The following is a 17,934-nucleotide window of genomic DNA, read 5'->3' as shown; positions in this document are numbered from 1 at the left end:
AAGCGTTCTTGAAACGCTCGCCGAAGGGATAACAATCTCAGGCACAGGGACAGAGGGGGCTCGAAAGCAAGGCGTAGCCGCGCCTTCAGATTGAGCCCGCGCATGGAATTCCACGCGCAAACCCCGGAGGCGTCGTTGGACGATACTGCTGCCCTCAAGAAAACTCCGCTACACGCGCTGCATCTTTCGCTCGGTGCCCGCATGGTGCCCTTCGCGGGCTACGAAATGCCCGTTCAGTATCCAGCCGGCGTGCTGAAGGAACACCTGCAGACGCGCGCCGGTGCCGGCCTCTTCGACGTCTCCCATATGGGTCAGGTCGTCGTGAGGGCGAAGTCCGGCAGATATGAAGATGCCGCCCTAGCACTCGAAAGCCTCGTGCCGGTCGACATTCTCGGCCTCGCCGAAGGCCGCCAGCGCTACGGCTTCTTCACCGACGAAAACGGCGGCATACTCGACGACTTGATGATCACCCATCTCGACGATCATCTATTCGTCGTCGTCAACGCAGCCTGCAAGGAGGCCGATGTCGCGCACTTGCAAAAGCATATCGGCGACCGCTGCGACATAACCCTTCTCGACCGCGCGCTGGTCGCGCTGCAAGGCCCGCGCGCCGTCGACGTGCTCGCCGAACTCTGGGCGGATGTCGCGGCAATGAAGTTCATGGACGTGCGCCACTGCCGCTTGCACGACATCTCCTGTCTCGTCTCCCGCTCCGGCTACAGCGGTGAGGATGGCTTCGAGATCTCCGTACCCGCTAACAAGGCGGAGGATGTTGCCGGGCGATTGCTCGAACATCCCGATACGCAGCCGATCGGCCTCGGCGCCCGCGATTCGCTGCGTCTGGAGGCTGGACTTTGCCTTTACGGCAACGACATCGACACCACCACAACGCCGGTCGAGGCCGCGCTCGAATGGGCCATGCAGAAGGCTCGCAGGACGGGCGGAGCGCGCGCGGGGGATTTTCCGGGCGCAGCACGCATTCTCGCTGAACTCGACAATGGTGCCACACGTCGCCGCGTCGGCCTGAAGCCGGAAGGCAAGGCGCCGGTGCGCGGCCATTCCAAGCTCTATGCGGATGCTGAAGGCAAGACCGAGATCGGCGAAGTCACTTCGGGCGGCTTCGGCCCGAGTGTCGAAGGCCCGATTGCCATGGGCTATGTGCCGGTCTCCCATGCCTCCGTTGGAACCCAAATTTACGCTGAGGTAAGGGGCAAGTATCTCCCCGCCACGGTCGCCGCCCTGCCCTTCATCACGCCGACCTACAAACGCTAAGAATTTCCAGAGAGGATCAAAACCATGCTGAAATTTACCGAAGAACATGAATGGCTGAAGCTCGAAGACGGCGTGGCGACGGTCGGCATTACGAATTATGCCGTCGAGCAGCTCGGCGACCTGGTTTTCGTCGAATTGCCGGAAGTGGGCGCGACCTTTTCCAAGAATGACGATGCCGCCACCGTCGAGTCCGTGAAGGCTGCCTCTGAAGTCTATTGTCCGCTCGATGGAGAGATCACCGAAGTCAACGAAGCGATCACTGCCGATCCGTCGCTGGTCAATTCCGACCCACAGGGCGCCGGCTGGTTCTTCAAGCTGAAGCTCAAGAACCCGGGCGATGCCGATGGCCTGCTTGACGAAGCGGCCTATAAGGAGCTCACCGCGTAATGACGACGCCGACAGAATTCCAGTTTACCGACTACCAGCCGTACGACTTCGCCAACCGCCGCCATATCGGCCCGTCGCCGGCCGAAATGAGCGACATGCTGAAGGTCGTCGGCTACGACAGCCTCGACAGCCTCATCGACGCGACCGTGCCGTCTGCGATCCGCCAGAAGGCGGCGCTTGCCTGGGGCGCGCCGATGACGGAGCGCGAGGCGCTCGACAAGCTGCGCGACACCGCCAACAAGAACAAGGTCCTCGTTTCCCTGATCGGCCAAGGCTATTACGGCACGATCACGCCGCCGGTCATCCAGCGCACCATCCTCGAAAATCCGGCCTGGTACACGGCCTACACGCCTTACCAGCCGGAGATCAGTCAGGGCCGTCTGGAAGCGCTCTTGAACTACCAGACGATGATCTGCGACCTTACCGGTCTCGACGTCGCCAACGCTTCGCTTCTCGACGAAGCGACCGCTGCTGCCGAAGGCATGGCGATTGCCGAGCGCGTCGCGAAGTCAAAGGCCAAGGCCTTCTTCGTTGATGCCGCCTGCCATCCGCAGACGATAGCGCTCATCCAGACCCGCGCCGAGCCGCTGGGCTGGACCGTCATCGTCGGTGACCCCTTCAAGGATCTCGATCCGGCGGACGTCTTCGGCGCCATCTTCCAGTATCCGGGCACGCACGGCCACGTGCATGATTTCACCGGCCTGATCTCTCGCCTGCACCAGACGGGCGCGATCGCCATCGTCGCGGCCGATATCCTCGCGCTGACGCTTCTGAAGTCGCCGGGCGAAATGGGCGCCGATATTGCGATCGGCTCGTCGCAACGCTTCGGCGTTCCGATCGGCTACGGCGGACCGCATGCCGCCTATATGTCAGTCAAGGATGCGCACAAGCGCTCCATGCCCGGCCGTCTCGTCGGCGTCTCGGTCGACGCCCGCGGCAATCGCGCCTACCGGCTGTCGCTGCAGACCCGCGAACAGCATATACGCCGCGAAAAGGCCACGTCGAACATCTGCACCGCGCAGGTCCTGCTCGCCGTCATGGCCTCGATGTACGCGGTTTTCCACGGTCCCAAGGGCATCAAGGCGATCGCCCAGCAGGTTCATCAGAAGGCCGTGCTGATGGCTAAGGGCCTGGAAAAGCTAGGTTACAGGATAGAGCCCGAAACCTTCTTCGACACGCTCACTGTCGATGTCGGCCACATGCAGGGCCTCATCCTGCGTGCGGCCGTTGCCGAGGGCATCAACCTGCGCAAGGTTGGCACGACCAAGATCGGCATGAGCCTCGATGAGCGCACGCGCCCCGCGACGCTCGAAGCCACCTGGCGCGCCTTCGGCGGCAATTTCGCCGTCGCCGATTTCGAGCCAGGCTACCGCCTGCCGAAGGATCTGCTGCGGACTAGCGAATATCTGACGCATCCGATCTTCCATATGAACCGCGCCGAAAGCGAAATGACTCGCTACATCCGCCGGCTCTCCGACCGCGACCTCGCGCTCGACCGCGCGATGATCCCGCTCGGCTCCTGCACCATGAAGCTCAACGCCACGGCGGAAATGCTGCCGATCACCTGGCCGGAATTTTCGGATATCCATCCTTATGCTCCGGCCGATCAGGCGCTCGGCTACCGCGAAATGATCGACGATCTGACGGAAAAACTCTGCGCCGTGACCGGCTACGACGCCTTCTCCATGCAGCCAAATTCCGGTGCGCAGGGCGAATATGCCGGCCTGCTCACGATCCGCAACTACCATATCGCCAACGGCAACGGCGATCGCGACGTCTGCCTGATCCCGACCTCGGCGCATGGCACCAACCCCGCCTCCGCGCAGATGGCCGGCATGAAGGTCGTCGTCATCAAGGTTCGCGCGAACGGCGACATCGACATGGACGACTTCCGCGCCAAGGCGCAGGAGCATGCGGAAAATCTCTCCTGCTGCATGATAACCTATCCTTCGACGCATGGTGTGTTCGAGGAAACCGTCAAAGAGATCTGCGATCTTGTGCACAAGCATGGCGGCCAGGTCTATCTCGACGGCGCCAATATGAACGCCATGGTCGGCTTGTCTCGTCCCGGTGACATCGGTTCCGACGTCAGTCATCTCAATCTGCACAAGACCTTCTGCATCCCGCATGGCGGCGGCGGTCCGGGCATGGGCCCGATCGGCGTCAAGGCCCATCTGGCGCCTCACCTGCCCGGCCACCCGGAAACGGACGGACGCTCAGGCGCCGTCTCGGCAGCGGCCTTCGGCTCTGCCTCGATCCTGCCGATCTCCTGGAGCTATGTGCTGATGATGGGCGGCGAGGGCCTGACGCAGGCAACCAAGGTTGCGATCCTCAACGCCAACTACATCGCTGCCCGCCTGAAGGGCGCCTACGGGGTGCTATACAAGTCCGAGAGCGGCCGCGTCGCGCATGAATGCATCATTGACACGCGTCCGCTGGCCGACAGCGCAGGCGTCACGGTCGACGACATCGCCAAGCGCCTGATCGACTGCGGCTTCCATGCCCCGACCATGAGCTGGCCGGTCGCCGGCACGCTGATGATCGAGCCGACCGAGTCCGAAACCAAGGCCGAGCTCGACCGCTTCTGCGAGGCAATGCTGGCGATCCGCGAGGAAGCCCGCGCCATCGAGGAAGGCAGCATGGACAAGGTCAACAACCCGCTGAAGAACGCCCCGCACACGGTGGAAGACCTCGTCGGCGAATGGGACCGCCCCTACAGCCGCGAACAAGCCTGCTTCCCGCCCGGCGCTTTCCGCGTCGACAAATACTGGTCCCCGGTCAACCGCGTGGATAATGTGTACGGGGACAGGAATCTCGTTTGCACCTGCCCGCCGGTGGAGAGCTACGCAGAGGCTGCGGAGTAGAAGCGGTCGGGCAAAGGCCCAGCCGATCGACCATGGATCGATTGCAGCGAATGCCCCGAGCCTGAAACGGGGGGCGGGAAGGCTCCTCGTCGGAGGGGCCTTCGATTCTAAGATCAAGGATCGTGCGTGTAAGAAGCGCGGGGCCGATCAGACCTCTGGCTGCCCTCTCAGGGAACGATGCCGCGGCAGGCCCATGCAACATTTGCGAACGACCTTGGACCATCGGGCCGGCCCGCCTCGTATGCGTCGCGTACGGCAGCATCTATGCGCGCCCGCTCAGGGGCGTCGAGGGTCGCCACATATTGGCCAAGAGGCCCTTCGCCTGCCGCAATAGGTGTCCAGTAATCGTTAAAGTTTTGGTACTCCATGCGGACCACCAGCTGGGTTTCGGTAACGTCCAGCAGACCCTGCTCGACAAAAGTCCGCCTCATTTCGCCAGGCTGCATCATCGGTTGAAAGCAATAGCGATTGCGCAGCTGCCGCCCGGTCTCGCTGAGTGCCGCCACCGTGTCGACCATCATTCGCATGCCGGGCATGCCGCCCACATGATCCCAGACAGCTGCGGCGACTACCCCGCCCGAACGCGCGACGCGGCGCATCTCTCCAACGGCCCGGCCGGCCTCGGGCACGAAATGAAGAACGAGCAACGCGAGCGCGCGGTCGAAGGTCCCGTCTTCGAAAGGCAAAGAGCAAGCGTCCGCCTGCCCGATCTTGATGCGCGGGTCGGTGTTGCGCCGAATTGCCTCTTCGACGAAGACTGGCGAATAGTCGACGGCAGCGATTTCGCTGAGATCAGCGGCCTTGACAAGGGCAAATGTCAGGCTGCCCGTGCCGCAACCGACATCAAGTACCTTCTCACCATCGGCAAGACCCGCAAACTCTACGAATGACGGCGCGAGCTTTTGGCTCCAGCGTCCCATGAGTTGCTCGTAGCCGGCCGCGCTGTGAACGTTAAAGCTCGAGGACATCGAAAGCTCCATCAGCCAAAGGCATGGCAATTATAACTGAGCACTTGGCAGGGCGCCAAGCGGTCGTTAGGAATGGCCATATTGCGCCGAAAGGAGCTTAGGGCAAAGGCCTTCGCCTAGGCCTCTCCCTCGACAAGCCTCTGCGCCCTGGCTAAATCCTCCGGCGTCGCCGGTGAAGGCTGAATATTCGAACGAGTTCCCGACCTTGTCGTCACCGGCGTGCTTGGCGCCCCGGCCGTGGTTGCGGACATGATGGTTCCCTGGAACGGCAGAGTTCATCGTTCAGCGCCACAAGGTCGGCGCGATCGCCGGCAACGTGGCGGATATCAGCCCGCCGGGCTATGGCCGCATCGATCCCGATAGGCTGACGGCCGATGAAGGCCAAAGTTGCGATCCCACCATGGAACTGACAGGCCTGATCCAGGCCGAACAAAGCTTCAGGGCGTCTTCGAGACCGGCTCTGACATATGTCCTAATGAGCATCAAGCGCGACTGACCGGCGCCTGTAACTCTCTACGCAAGCAGCAGCCGCGCGGCAAAGCCGAGAACGACGGTGCCGAAGGCAATGATCAGGCCCCCAGAAATGCGGCGGATCAGCAGAGTGAGATCGCTTGAAATCTTGTCACGAGCGAAATTCACCGCCGCGCTCAGCGCCGTCCACCATACCATGGCCCCGAAAAACACGCCGATGGCGATCGATGCCACCTCGGTGACGGTTTTGCCATCGACCAAACCAAGGCCAGCAAAGAGGCCCCCGAAGGACAGAAGCGCGCCGGGGTTCGAAATCGCCAGCAGAAAGGTCGAAGCGATCGTGCGCAAGAGATCGCGCGCACCGACCTGCAAGGCACCGGCTGGCGGCGTCATGAGATCTCGGATGCCGAGAAAGATCAGAAGCGCACCGCCGGCCGCCGCAATCGGCAGCGAATAGTCATCGACGATATCCGAAACCATTGCGAGACCGGCGGCCGCGACTAGCGCGTAACACGCATCGCCAAGCGCTGCCCCAATGCCGATGGCTGCACCCGATCCGAAACCACGATGAAGGCTGCGGTTGATGCAGAGTGTCGCGATCGGCCCCGGCGGCGCTGTGATGATGAGGCCGAGGAGCGCGCCTTTGGCAAAGAGCAGAAGCAGCGTTTCGATGATCATAAGGTAGAAACTGTTTCGCTGCCTGAAAGGGACAAATCAAAATGACAAAGCCGCCATCGCTGGCGGCTTTCGGTTGCGGCCTTGAAGAATTCAGTGCCCGGCTGGCACCACCGCGTCGCCGCGCGCGGCAAGCGCCGCGAGATCGGCAGGCTTGAGCTCGACGGATTCCCCGCAGCCGCAGGCCGATGTCTGGTTCGGGTTCGTGAAGATGAAGCCCGAGCGCAGCGTCGTGGTCTCGAAGTCCATTTCCGTGCCAAGCAGATAGAGGACCGCAGAGGGCTCCACCCAGACCTTGGCGCCGTCGCGCTCGATCAGGTCGTCCTTGGAATTGGGTTCGGTCACCAGCTCGATGGTATATTCCATCCCGGCGCAACCGCCTTTCTTGATGCCGACGCGGATGCCCTTGGCGTCAGGCCCGGAATTTTCAACGATTGCCTTCACGCGCGCCGCGGCGGTGCCGGTCATGCTCATCACTGCAAAGCCCATCGGCTCATTCTCCTTCCACACCGGGGTCAAGATCCGGTGCTTCATCTTTTCAATCTAGGCAGTTATGCCTAATGCTTCAATCCCGTAATCAAAGGCGAAATTCGTCCTACGGCTTTTCATTGATATTCACCTCTCATCGCCAAGGGTCCGGGAGTTGTGGCAAGAGCCACAAACATGAGCAAGCTTGCGCGTGAGCTTGGATAAGCCGCTCCGCGCTTTACAAGGCATTGACCGGCCCAAGCAATCCGGAATTTGCGACCATCCTCAGCTAATGAAAGCTCTCTGGATCGACCTTGCTCCCATCATGCCCAATGAAAAATCGGCCGCCTGACCCTCAATACCAGCCAACGGCCACCTGCGCCTCTTCCGACATGCGGTCCGGCGTCCAAGGAGGATCGAAGGTCATTGCGACCTCGACGCCGGACACGCCTTCGACGGCGCCGACGGCGTTCTCGACCCAGCCCGGCATTTCTCCGGCAACCGGGCAGCCTGGAGCCGTCAGCGTCATGACGATCTTCACCATGCGGTCATCTTCGATGTCGATCTTGTAGATCAGTCCGAGTTCAAAGATGTCGGCGGGAATTTCCGGATCGTAGACGGTTTTCAGCGCCCCGATGACGTCATCGCTGAGGCGCGCCAGTTCATCGGCAGGAATGCTCGAATGCACGATGCCCTCGCGCACGTCTGTCTTCTGTTCGCTTTCGTCCAGGCTCATACGGACACTCCTCAAGCAAAGAACTTGCGCGCATATTCCAGCGCGTCGGCCAACGCATCGACCTCGGCACGTGTATTGTACATGCCGAAGGATGCACGGCATGTGGCGGTGACGCCGAAGCGTTTCAAGAGCGGCATGGCGCAATGCGTGCCGGCACGCACCGCAACGCCTTGCCGGTCGATGACCATCGAAACGTCGTGAGCGTGAAGACCGGCGAGTTCGAAGGCAAAGATGCTGCCTTTGCCGGGTGCCGTTCCGAAGACACGCAGCGAATTGATCGACCGCAGCCGCTCGGCAGCGTAGGCCGTCAGGTCGGCTTCATGACGCGAAATCGCCTCGCGGCCGACCTTCTCCATATAGTCCAGCGCATAACCGAGGCCGATCGCCTGAACGATCGGCGGCGTCCCGGCTTCGAAGCGGTGCGGCGGGTCGTTGTAGGTGATCGCATCCTCGGTCACCTCGAAGATCATCTCGCCGCCACCCTGGAATGGACGCATCTCGCGAAGCCGGTCCTTCTTGCCGTAGAGAACGCCGATGCCCGAGGGACCGTAGAGTTTGTGGCCGGTCATGACGTACCAGTCACAGTCGATATCCTGGACATCGACCGGCAGGTGCACTGCACCCTGCGAACCGTCGATCAAAACCGGAATGCCGCGCTCATGAGCAATACGGCAGACTTCCTTGACCGGAACGATCGTGCCGAGCGCATTCGACATATGCGTGATCGCTACAAGCTTGGTGCGCTCGGTCAGGCTCTTCTCGAAGTCCTCGATATGAAAGGCACCTTCGTCGTCCACCGGCACCCAGACCAGCTTGGCGCCCTGTCGTTCGCGGATGAAATGCCAAGGGACGATGTTGGAGTGGTGCTCCATGATCGAGACGACGATCTCGTCGCCCTCGCCAATCTTCGGCATGCCCCAGCCATGCGCGACCGTATTGATCGCCTCGGTCGAGGATTTCGTGAAGACAATGTCGTCGACCGACGGCGCATTCAGGAAACGGCGCACCTTTTCACGCGCGCCTTCATAGGCTTCGGTTGCGGCATTGGAGAGGTAATGCAGGCCACGGTGCACATTCGCATATTCGGTCGAATAGGTCCGCGAGATGGCGTCGATGACGGCATGCGGCTTCTGTGCGGACGCGCCGTTGTCGAGATAGACCAGTGGCTTGCCATAGACCTCCCGCGCAAGGATCGGAAAATCCTTGCGGATGGCTTCGACGTCGTAGGCGGCTGCCGGTACTATCTTGTCCATGGCGATTATCCGATCAGGTGTGCTTTTCGAGCCAGGCCGAGATGACGCCTTCCAGCGCCTCGACCAGGGCTTCGTCTTCCAGTTCTTCGACGATCTCCGCAACGAAGGCATTGACGAGCATCGCGCGCGCCTTGTTCTCCGGAACGCCGCGCGCCATCATGTAGAAGAGATGATTGTCATCGATGTCGGTAACGGTCGCGCCATGGCCGCACTGGACGTCGTCGGCGAAGATCTCAAGCTCCGGCTTTGTCGAAAAGTCGGCATCGTCCGACATCAGCAACGTGTTGCAGGACATCTTCGCATCGGTCTTCTGCGCGTCGGGCGCAACCCGGATCATGCCCTGGAAGACCCCCTTGGCGCGGTCGAAGACGACGTTGCGGATGATCTCCGTCGAACCGGTATGCGGAACGTTGTGACCAAGCACCATCGTCACGTCGGTATGCGTATCGCCGCCGAGCAGGTTGATGCCCCGGAGCGTCAAGTCCGCGCCCTCGCCCGTCACCTTGATATGCAGTTCCTGGCGCACCAGTTTGCCGCCAGCGTTGATGACAAAGAGCTTCAGCTTGGCATTGGCGCCGAGATCGATACGGATCTGACCGAGATGCGTATCCTCGCGGCCCTGCTGCTGCAGGATGATCCAGATAAGTTCCGTGCCCTCGCCGATCGTGATGTCACTGACATGAGACACAAATGCCGCATCTCCGGTCACCGACAGGTGACGCTCGATCACGGTCGCCTTGACGTTTTCGCCGAAGGATACCGGCAGGCGTGTATGGATCTGGCCGCCGGCGTGGACGACGTCGATCTCCAGCGGCTTATCGAACTCGGTCTTTGCAGGGATATCGACGACATAGCCGTCGCGCACGAAGCTGCCATTGATGCGGCCGACGGCGTCATCCGCGCCGAGCGCACCGAGCGCGGCGGCAGCCGAACCGTCGATCAGGCGCTGCGCATAGCTGGAAATTACGAGGTCCCCCGCTCTTGCGCTAGGATCCGCATGGCCCTGCACGATCGAAAGAACCGACGAACCTTCGATCAGCGGCTCGATCTCTTTCGATGCGGCGTCCCCGGCAGGTGCCGGCACCTCGCGCAGAAGGTTCTTAAGGTCGGTATAGTGCCAGGCCTCGATCCGCCGTGTCGGCAGGCCGCCCTTCTTCAGGTCGTCGAGCAGCCGGTCGCGGGTCGCCGTCACGGCCCCGTCGCCCGGCAGTTCGCCGAATTGATTGTTGAACGCCTCAACGAGCGCCGCTTCCGCGGCAGTCAGGCGGCTCGTCGTCTGCATGTTCATGAGACCCGTCCTTTCCGCCTGAATCAGGCTGCCGCTCCGATGATGTCGGCGTATCCGTTGGCTTCGAGCTCATACGCCAGCGTCTTGTCGCCGGACTTGATCACCTGGCCCTTGTAGAGGACGTGAACGGTGTCTGGAACGATGTAATCGAGCAGGCGCTGGTAATGGGTGATGACGACCACCGCGCGGTCCGGCGAGCGCAGTGCGTTGACGCCATCGGCGACGATCTTCAGCGCGTCGATGTCTAGGCCGGAATCGGTCTCGTCGAGCACGCAAAGCTGCGGCTGGAGCAGCGCCATCTGCAGGATCTCCGCGCGCTTCTTCTCGCCGCCGGAGAAGCCGACGTTCAGCGGACGCTTCAGCATTTCGGTATTGATCTGCAGCTTGCCGGCCGCGTCCTTGACGAGGCGCATGAAATCCGGCGTCTTCAGTTCTTCTTCGCCGCGCGCCTTGCGCTGCTCGTTCATCGCGACCTTCAAGAACTGCATGGTGGCGACACCCGGGATTTCAACCGGATACTGGAAGGCGAGGAAAATGCCCTTGGCGGCGCGCTCGGCAGCGTCCAGCTCGAGGATGCTCTCGCCGTTGTAAAGAATGTCGCCTTCGGTCACTTCATAGTCTTCGCGACCGGCGAGAATATAGGAGAGCGTCGACTTGCCAGAGCCGTTCGGGCCCATGATGGCAGCGACTTCGCCGGCTTTCACCGTAAGGTCCAGGCCGCGGATGATTTCGGTGCCGTCTTCGGCGATGCGGGCGTGCAGGTTTCTGATTTCAAGCATGGTTATGTCCCATAAAAAGCAATCGTAGAAAGGCGCGACGCGCGCGCCATTGCGTAGTCATATCGGTTGGCTCAGCCCACACTGCCTTCGAGCGAGATGCTGATCAGCTTCTGCGCCTCGACGGCGAACTCCATCGGCAGTTCCTGCAGGACTTCCTTGACGAAGCCGTTGACGATCAGCGCGATCGCTGCTTCTTCCGGAATGCCGCGCTGCAGGCAATAGAAGAGCTGATCTTCGGAGATCTTCGAGGTCGTCGCCTCATGCTCGAAATGAGCCGTCGAATTCTTCGCCTCGATGTAGGGCACCGTATGCGCGCCGCACTTGCCGCCGATCAGCAACGAGTCGCACTGCGTGAAGTTGCGCGCGTTCGAGGCCTTGCGGTGCGCCGACACCTGACCGCGATAGGTATTCTGTGACACGCCGGCGGCAATACCCTTGGAAATGATGCGGCTCGAGGTGTTTTTGCCGAGATGGATCATCTTGGTGCCGCTATCGACCTGCTGATGGCCGTTGGACACGGCGATCGAATAAAACTCGCCGCGGCTATCGTCGCCGCGCAGGATGCAGGACGGGTACTTCCAGGTAATGGCGGAGCCGGTCTCGACCTGCGTCCATGAGATCTTCGATCGGTGGCCGCGGCAATCGCCGCGCTTGGTGACGAAGTTGTAGATGCCGCCCTTGCCCTGGGCATCGCCCGGATACCAATTCTGGACGGTGGAATACTTGATTTCGGCATCGTCCATCGCGATCAGTTCGACGACGGCGGCGTGCAGCTGGTTTTCGTCACGCTGTGGCGCCGTGCAGCCTTCGAGGTAGGATACATAGGCGCCTTCCTCGGCGATGATCAGCGTGCGCTCGAACTGGCCGGTATTCTTCTCGTTGATGCGGAAATAGGTGGAGAGCTCCATCGGGCAGCGGACGCCCTTCGGCACGAAGACGAAGGAGCCATCCGTGAAGACCGCGGAGTTCAGCGTTGCGTAGTAATTGTCGGTTGGCGGAACGACAGAGCCGAGATATTTCTGCACGAGATCGGGATGTTCCCGGATCGCTTCGGAGATCGACATGAAGATCACGCCGGCCTTCTTCAGCTCTTCCTTGAAGGTCGTCACGACCGAAACGGAATCGAAGACGGCATCGACGGCGATCTTCGGCCTCTCAACGCCGGCAAGGATTTCCTGCTCGCGCAGCGGGATACCCAGCTTCTCGTAGACCTTCAGAAGCTCCGGATCGACTTCAGCCAGCGACGACGGGCCGGATGTGCTCTTCGGCGCAGCGTAGTAGTGGATTTCATTGAAGTCGATCTTCGGATAGTCGACGCGCGCCCAGGTGGGCTCGTCCATCGTCAGCCAGCGCTTGTAGGCCTCAAGGCGCCATTCGAGCATCCATTCAGGCTCCCGCTTCTTGGCGGAGATGAAGCGAATGATCTCTTCGGATAGGCCCTTGGGTGCCTTGTCCATCTCGATGATGGTTTCGAAACCGTATTTGTACTGGTCCACATCGATCTGGCGGACGCGTTCAACCGTTTCTTGGACGGCGGGCATGTCGTTCTCCAATCTCGCCGGGTAAAGGTCCGGCAGCTTGTCTTGGGGCAATTTTCCTTACCCCGTATGTAGGTGGCCAAAAGGCGCTTTTCAGCCCGATTGGCAAGCGGAAATTTGCGTTTCCGCAATTTAGTGAGGCCGTCAGGCCGCCTCTCCGGCCGGCCTGCACCGCCCGGCTATCTTCGCAAAGGCGGCGAGCGCCCTGTCGATTTCCTCTTCCGTCGTCGCAAAACCGAGCGATATGCGCAGAGCGCCCATTTTCGCGTCGCGGCCCATGGCCACAAGAACATGGCTTTCACCGACCTTGCCGGAGGAGCATGCAGAGCCTGCAGAAAGCGCAACGCCTTCGAGATCGAAGGCGATCTGGCCGGTCTCGGCCTTGAGGCCCGGAAGCGTGAAGAAGCTCGTATTCGATACCCGCGGCTCGTCCGCGCCATAAATCACCAAACCGGGCGCTGCGCGCCGCATTCCGGCCTCGAGACGGTCGCGAAGCCTTTCAAATCTGCTATTGCGCTCGTCGAACTCGGCAAGTGCCGCAGCTGCGGAGGCACCGAAGCCAATGATGGCGGTGGAATTTTCAGTCCCCGAACGGTGACCTTTTTCCTGGCCACCACCGCGGATGAGCGGCCTCGGCATCAGAGCCTCACCGCGCGAAACAAGCGCACCGGCTCCTTTCGGCCCGCCGAGCTTGTGTGAAGACACGATCAGAAAATCAGCACCGAGCTCGCTGATATCGAGCTTCAGGCGTCCTGCTGCCTGCACCGCATCCACTATGAGAAGTCCGCCATAGGTCTGTACGATCTTGGCGGCTTCGCGGACCGGCTGGACGATACCCGTCTCGTTGTTGACGAGCATGATCGCCACCATCGGCAAGCCCGAGGTCCTGTGGTGCCCGGCAAGCAGTCTCTCCAGCGCTGCCAGATCCACGACACCTGTCGACGTAACCGGAATCTCGGTCGTCTTCTCCCTAGGAAAGCGGCCGCCCTCGCGCACGGCCGGATGCTCGATCGCCGAATAGTAGAGATGGTCGATCGCAAGCGGCGTGCGCCCCATGCGGAAATCCGGCGTCAGCACCATATTGGCCGCTTCCGTCGCGCCGCTGGTGAAAATCACATGTGCCTGTTCGGCCCCGGTCAGCGCCGCAATCTGGCGGCGCGCACCCTCGATCGCAGTGCGTACGGCGCGCCCTTCGCCGTGAACAGAATTCGGATTTCCAAAGAGATCGAGCGCGCTTAGAACCGCCACGCGCGCTGCGGGATGCAGCGGCGATGTCGCGTTCCAATCAAGATAAAGGCGGGGCGGCGCCATGCTCTTTTGTCCTGCGCTTGATCCTGCTAGGCTGCCGCGGTTCATTTTCCTTGAAATTTCCGCCGGGCTTGCCTTATGACACGTCCACGATGCGTGGATCGCATGCAAGTTTCGAATTGTTCTAAACTGCGTTTTAGAAAAGCTGACAACGTTCGTCAAGTCTAAGCAGCAGGAACGCGAAAATAAAAACCCGGAGTACCGATGCCCGAAGTCATTTTCAACGGCCCAGCCGGCCGTCTTGAAGGCCGCTACCAGCCCTCCAAGGAGAAAAGCGCGCCGATCGCCCTTATCCTGCACCCGCACCCGCAGTTCGGCGGCACAATGAACAACCAGATCGTCTACCAGCTCTTCTACATGTTCCAGAAGCGCGGGTTTACGACATTGCGCTTCAACTTCCGCGGAATCGGCCGCAGCCAGGGCGAATTCGACCACGGCGCGGGCGAGCTTTCGGATGCCGCTTCCGCGCTCGATTGGGTGCAGAGCCTGCATCCCGATTCGAAGACCTGTTGGGTCGCTGGCTATTCCTTCGGCGCCTGGATCGGCATGCAACTACTGATGCGCCGCCCGGAAATCGAAGGTTTCATGTCGATTGCGCCGCAGCCGAACACCTACGACTTCTCGTTCCTGGCGCCCTGCCCGTCTTCCGGACTGATCATCAACGGCGAAGCCGACAAGGTCGCGCCGGAAAAGGATGTCAACGGTCTGGTCGAAAAGCTGAAGACCCAGAAGGGCATCCTCATCACTCACCGTACGGTGCCGAATGCCAATCACTTCTTCAACGGCCAGGTCGAAACACTGATGGCGGAATGCGAGGACTATCTCGACCGCCGCCTGAACGGCGAACTGGTGCCGGAACCGGCAGCGAAGCGCATTCGCTGACAATCAAATATCAGTGGCGCCGAGCTCGAATGTCGGCGCCACAAAGCCGTCGATCAGCCGCGGCGCGACCGGCCGCATTCCGATCTTCTTCAGTACATGCTGCGAGGCGAAGTTTTCCGGATGCGTGAAAGCGATGAACCGCGTAGCGAAGCCCTTGTCGAAGAACCACATCGCAAGCGCACTGGCCACTTCCGTCGCATAGCCCTTTCCCCATTCTTCCTCGCGAAGCGCATAACCGAGTTCGAATTCGTTCTCATCGCGGTCATGCATCGAAATCCCAGCGCGACCGATGAAGCGACCGTCATCTCTGCTCAGGAGTTTGTACTTTGTCGTACCGTCCCGTGCATTCTCTTTAAACCAGCTGGCAAGCCGCTCCTCGCACTTGTCGATGCTCCAAGGCGCGCCGCCGGACATATAACGCGTTGTGCCGATCGTCGAATGCAGCGTGAGGACAAGTCCCGCATCGCTTGCGTCCCACATCACCAGCCGCAGCCGCGACGTTTCGAGAATAAGCGTTCCCACCATCATGGCCTCGCAAGAATGCCGCCGCTGACTGGTTCCTTGACGCCGGTCGTACCCGGAAAAGTCAGCGGCAGTCCCTCCAGCGACCGGACTGCTAGGTAGGCCCAGGCTTCAGCTTCCATGGCATCGCCATTGAAGCCCGCAACCTCAGCCGAGATCACGTTGGAATTCTGGCGGGCAGCGAGATCAGCAAGATCGCGCATGATCGCGCGGTTCAGCCGTCCGCCGCCGCAGACGATGTAGAGCGTTGGCGTCACCGGCAGGTGACCGGCCGATTTGATGATCGAGGCGGCAGCCACATAGGCGAGCGTCCTTGCACCGTCCGCGAGCTCGGCATCCCTTCCGCTCGGCGGTAGGAAGTCATTGCGATCGAGCGAACGGCGTTTCCCGGCAGTAAAGAACGGGCTTTCCAGATACAGGTCGGCCAGTTCGGGGACGATCTTGCCTTCCGAAGCAATCATGCCGCCCTGGTCGAACGGAATTCCCGCATTTGTCTCGACCCATTGGTCGATCAAGGTATTTCCCGGCCCGCTGTCATAGGCGACGATCGAGCCGTCGGCGCCGATATAGGTGAGGTTCGAGATGCCGCCGATATTGACGAAGCAGACCGGCAGCTTGGCATCTCGAATAGTCCCCGAAAGCGCCGCATGATAGGCCGGCACGAGCGGCGCACCCTGCCCACCATGGACCATGTCGTTCGCCCGCATGTCGTAGACGATCGGGATGCCGGTCTCGCTCGCAAGCAACGGCCCGTCGCCAAGCTGGACGGTCAGCGCATCGTCCGGCCGGTGCAGCACGGTCTGGCCGTGGAATCCGACGACATCGATCGAGCTTCGATCCAGACCGCAACGATCGAGAAACTCCGTAACGGCAGATGCATGACGCAGCGTAAGCTCTCGCTCGATTGTGGCAAGTTCGCCGGGGCGTTCCTTGCGCCTGAGTATGGATTTTGCACCTTCAAGCGAAAGCTTCAGACGGTCGCGAAAGGCCGGATCGTAAGGCACACCCAGAAACGGCCCGCGCTCCACTCTGGCTTCACCGTCGGTCCGAACCAGGGCGACATCGATCCCGTCCATCGACGTTCCGCTCATCAGGCCGATTGCGGTTTTTATTTTACCCATCCATCCTCCAAAACATTCCGAACGGAATAGTGCACTTTCGGCAAAACAGTGCTAAACGCGCCGCGGCAGTTCAACAAGTATCAATCCGACACCCCCGAAGAGACGAAGTCATGTCCGAGTTCAAATCCGATTTCCTGCGCATCCTAAAAGAGCGCGGCTTCATTCATCAAATCTCCGATGAAGCAGGCCTCGACGATCTGTTCGCCAAGGAAACCGTGACTGCATATATCGGCTTCGATCCCACGGCGCCGAGCCTGCATGCAGGCTCGCTGATCCAGATCATGATGCTTCACTGGTTGCAGAAAACCGGCCACCGCGCGATTTCACTGATGGGCGGCGGCACCGGCATGGTGGGCGATCCATCCTTCAAGGAGGAAGCGCGCCAGCTGATGACCGTCGAAACGATCGAAAGCAACATCGCCTCGATCAAGCGTGTCTTCTCGAACTACCTGACCTACGGTGAGGGTCCGAAGGACGCCTTGATGATCAACAACGCCGAATGGCTGCGTTCGATCAACTACCTCGATTTCCTGCGCGATGTCGGTCGCCACTTCTCGGTCAATCGCATGCTGGCCTTCGACAGCGTGAAGACGCGTCTTGATCGCGAACAGTCGCTCTCGTTCCTCGAATTCAACTACATGATCCTGCAGGCCTACGATTTCGTCGAACTGGCAAAGCGCTACGGCTGCCAGCTGCAGATGGGCGGTTCCGACCAGTGGGGCAACATCATTAACGGCATCGACCTCGGTCACCGTATGGGGACTACGCAGCTCTATGCCCTGACCTCACCGCTTCTGACGACATCTTCCGGCGCCAAGATGGGCAAGTCGGCGACCGGTGCCGTCTGGCTGAACGCCGATATGTTTTCCGCCTATGACTTCTGGCAATACTGGCGCAATACCGAAGATGCGGACATTCCGCGCTTCCTCAAGCTTTACACCACCTTGCCCATGGACGAGGTCGCACGCTTGTCTGCGCTCGGTGGCTCGGAAATCAACGAGGTAAAGAAGATACTCGCAACCGAAGTAACGGCGATCCTGCATGGCCGCACCATTGCCGAAGAGGCCGCGGAAACGGCTCGCAAGACCTTCGAAGAAGGTGGAATTGCCGAGAACCTTCCCTCCGTCGATGTTCCCGCATCCGAACTCGACGCCGGTATCGGTCTGCTTTCGCTGATGGTCCGCGCCGGCCTTGCGGCCTCCAACGGCGAAGCCCGCCGTCACGTTCAGGGCGGAGCCGTGCGCATCAACGACCAAGCGGTCAGCGACGAGCGTAGGCTGATCGGCAGCCGTGAAATCACCGCCGATGGCGTCATTAAGCTTTCGCTCGGCAAGAAGAAGCACATCCTGATCCGCCGCGCGGCCTGAGCCCCGGTTCGAAACCAAAAAAAGCCGGCCTTCGC

General features: G+C 60.9%; 17 protein-coding genes. 6 read left to right on the top strand and 11 right to left on the bottom strand.

What is annotated here, in order from left to right; translation table 11 throughout:
• Nucleotides 1-135 precede the first annotated feature (135 nt).
• From gcvT to gcvP, 3 genes are read left to right on the top strand one after another with little or no spacing between them, the layout of a single operon-like run.
• Nucleotides 136-1,272, top strand: a complete 1,137-nt coding sequence (gcvT, locus tag BLP23_RS14830; protein ID WP_092585538.1) for a glycine cleavage system aminomethyltransferase GcvT — start codon at nucleotides 136-138, stop codon at nucleotides 1,270-1,272.
• A gap of 24 nt (nucleotides 1,273-1,296) precedes the next feature.
• Entirely contained in the window at nucleotides 1,297-1,659 is a 363-nt protein-coding gene (gene gcvH / locus BLP23_RS14825) for a glycine cleavage system protein GcvH (protein ID WP_092585537.1), read from the top strand.
• Entirely contained in the window at nucleotides 1,659-4,523 is a 2,865-nt protein-coding gene (gcvP, locus tag BLP23_RS14820) for an aminomethyl-transferring glycine dehydrogenase (RefSeq protein ID WP_092585536.1), read from the top strand. Before gcvH ends, gcvP begins: the two co-directional genes overlap by 1 nt.
• Nucleotides 4,524-4,690: 167 nt before the next feature.
• Here the strand turns inward: gcvP and BLP23_RS14815 are convergent, their stop codons facing one another.
• Nucleotides 4,691-5,491: a class I SAM-dependent methyltransferase gene (locus BLP23_RS14815; protein ID WP_092585535.1), complete on the bottom strand. Its 801-nt coding sequence runs from the start codon at nucleotides 5,489-5,491 to the stop codon at nucleotides 4,691-4,693.
• A 316-nt stretch (nucleotides 5,492-5,807) separates the two neighbouring features.
• Between BLP23_RS14815 and BLP23_RS14810 the strand changes: the two genes are divergently transcribed.
• Nucleotides 5,808-5,987: a hypothetical protein gene (locus tag BLP23_RS14810; RefSeq protein WP_092585534.1), complete on the top strand. Its 180-nt coding sequence runs from the start codon at nucleotides 5,808-5,810 to the stop codon at nucleotides 5,985-5,987.
• 17 nt (nucleotides 5,988-6,004) lie between these two features.
• On the opposite strand, the gene BLP23_RS14805 is transcribed toward BLP23_RS14810, so the two are convergent.
• The 8 genes from BLP23_RS14805 to BLP23_RS14770 all read right to left on the bottom strand — a co-directional run bounded on the left by BLP23_RS14805 (nucleotide 6,005) and on the right by BLP23_RS14770 (nucleotide 14,010).
• Nucleotides 6,005-6,640 carry a LysE family translocator gene (locus BLP23_RS14805; RefSeq protein WP_233426699.1) on the bottom strand — a complete coding sequence of 212 codons (636 nt, stop codon included), beginning with the start codon at nucleotides 6,638-6,640 and terminating at the stop codon, nucleotides 6,005-6,007.
• Nucleotides 6,641-6,730: 90 nt separating this feature from the next.
• Nucleotides 6,731-7,126, bottom strand: a complete 396-nt coding sequence (gene sufA / locus BLP23_RS14800; protein ID WP_092585533.1) for a Fe-S cluster assembly scaffold SufA — start codon at nucleotides 7,124-7,126, stop codon at nucleotides 6,731-6,733.
• Between the two features lie 334 nt (nucleotides 7,127-7,460).
• Nucleotides 7,461-7,841, bottom strand: coding sequence for an SUF system Fe-S cluster assembly protein (locus BLP23_RS14795; RefSeq protein WP_027512444.1), 381 nt, complete (start codon nucleotides 7,839-7,841; stop codon nucleotides 7,461-7,463).
• An 11-nt stretch (nucleotides 7,842-7,852) separates the two neighbouring features.
• Complete coding sequence (locus BLP23_RS14790) at nucleotides 7,853-9,094, bottom strand: cysteine desulfurase (RefSeq protein ID WP_092585532.1); 1,242 nt, start codon at nucleotides 9,092-9,094, stop codon at nucleotides 7,853-7,855.
• 13 nt (nucleotides 9,095-9,107) lie between these two features.
• Nucleotides 9,108-10,382, bottom strand: a complete 1,275-nt coding sequence (gene sufD, locus BLP23_RS14785) for a Fe-S cluster assembly protein SufD (RefSeq protein ID WP_092585531.1) — start codon at nucleotides 10,380-10,382, stop codon at nucleotides 9,108-9,110.
• Between the two features lie 23 nt (nucleotides 10,383-10,405).
• Nucleotides 10,406-11,161, bottom strand: a complete 756-nt coding sequence (gene sufC / locus BLP23_RS14780) for a Fe-S cluster assembly ATPase SufC (protein WP_022715290.1) — start codon at nucleotides 11,159-11,161, stop codon at nucleotides 10,406-10,408.
• Between the two features lie 71 nt (nucleotides 11,162-11,232).
• Nucleotides 11,233-12,702 carry a Fe-S cluster assembly protein SufB gene (gene sufB, locus BLP23_RS14775; protein WP_092585530.1) on the bottom strand — a complete coding sequence of 490 codons (1,470 nt, stop codon included), beginning with the start codon at nucleotides 12,700-12,702 and terminating at the stop codon, nucleotides 11,233-11,235.
• Nucleotides 12,703-12,843: 141 nt separating this feature from the next.
• Entirely contained in the window at nucleotides 12,844-14,010 is a 1,167-nt protein-coding gene (locus BLP23_RS14770; RefSeq protein ID WP_092585600.1) for a cysteine desulfurase family protein, read from the bottom strand.
• A 201-nt stretch (nucleotides 14,011-14,211) separates the two neighbouring features.
• Between BLP23_RS14770 and BLP23_RS14765 the strand changes: the two genes are divergently transcribed.
• Nucleotides 14,212-14,889, top strand: a complete 678-nt coding sequence (locus tag BLP23_RS14765; protein ID WP_022715287.1) for an alpha/beta hydrolase — start codon at nucleotides 14,212-14,214, stop codon at nucleotides 14,887-14,889.
• Nucleotides 14,890-14,892: 3 nt separating this feature from the next.
• Here the strand turns inward: BLP23_RS14765 and BLP23_RS14760 are convergent, their stop codons facing one another.
• Both BLP23_RS14760 and BLP23_RS14755 read right to left on the bottom strand, forming a co-directional pair.
• The gene (locus tag BLP23_RS14760) at nucleotides 14,893-15,414 is read right to left on the bottom strand and encodes a GNAT family N-acetyltransferase (protein ID WP_092585529.1); all 522 of its coding nucleotides are present in this window, start codon (nucleotides 15,412-15,414) and stop codon (nucleotides 14,893-14,895) included.
• Nucleotides 15,414-16,532: an anhydro-N-acetylmuramic acid kinase gene (locus BLP23_RS14755; protein WP_092585528.1), complete on the bottom strand. Its 1,119-nt coding sequence runs from the start codon at nucleotides 16,530-16,532 to the stop codon at nucleotides 15,414-15,416. Before BLP23_RS14755 ends, BLP23_RS14760 begins: the two co-directional genes overlap by 1 nt.
• Nucleotides 16,533-16,642: 110 nt before the next feature.
• Here BLP23_RS14755 and tyrS point away from each other — a divergent pair, with 110 nt between their 5' ends.
• A complete protein-coding gene (gene tyrS / locus BLP23_RS14750) occupies nucleotides 16,643-17,899 on the top strand; it encodes a tyrosine--tRNA ligase (RefSeq protein ID WP_092585527.1) in 1,257 nt (418 codons plus the stop codon).
• Nucleotides 17,900-17,934: the final 35 nt, after the last annotated feature.

Source organism: Rhizobium mongolense subsp. loessense, from assembly GCF_900099775.1.
Classification (GTDB): domain Bacteria; phylum Pseudomonadota; class Alphaproteobacteria; order Rhizobiales; family Rhizobiaceae; genus Rhizobium; species Rhizobium loessense.
Note: the sequence above shows the minus strand (reverse complement) of the source record. Positions and strands in the feature narration are given on the sequence as shown.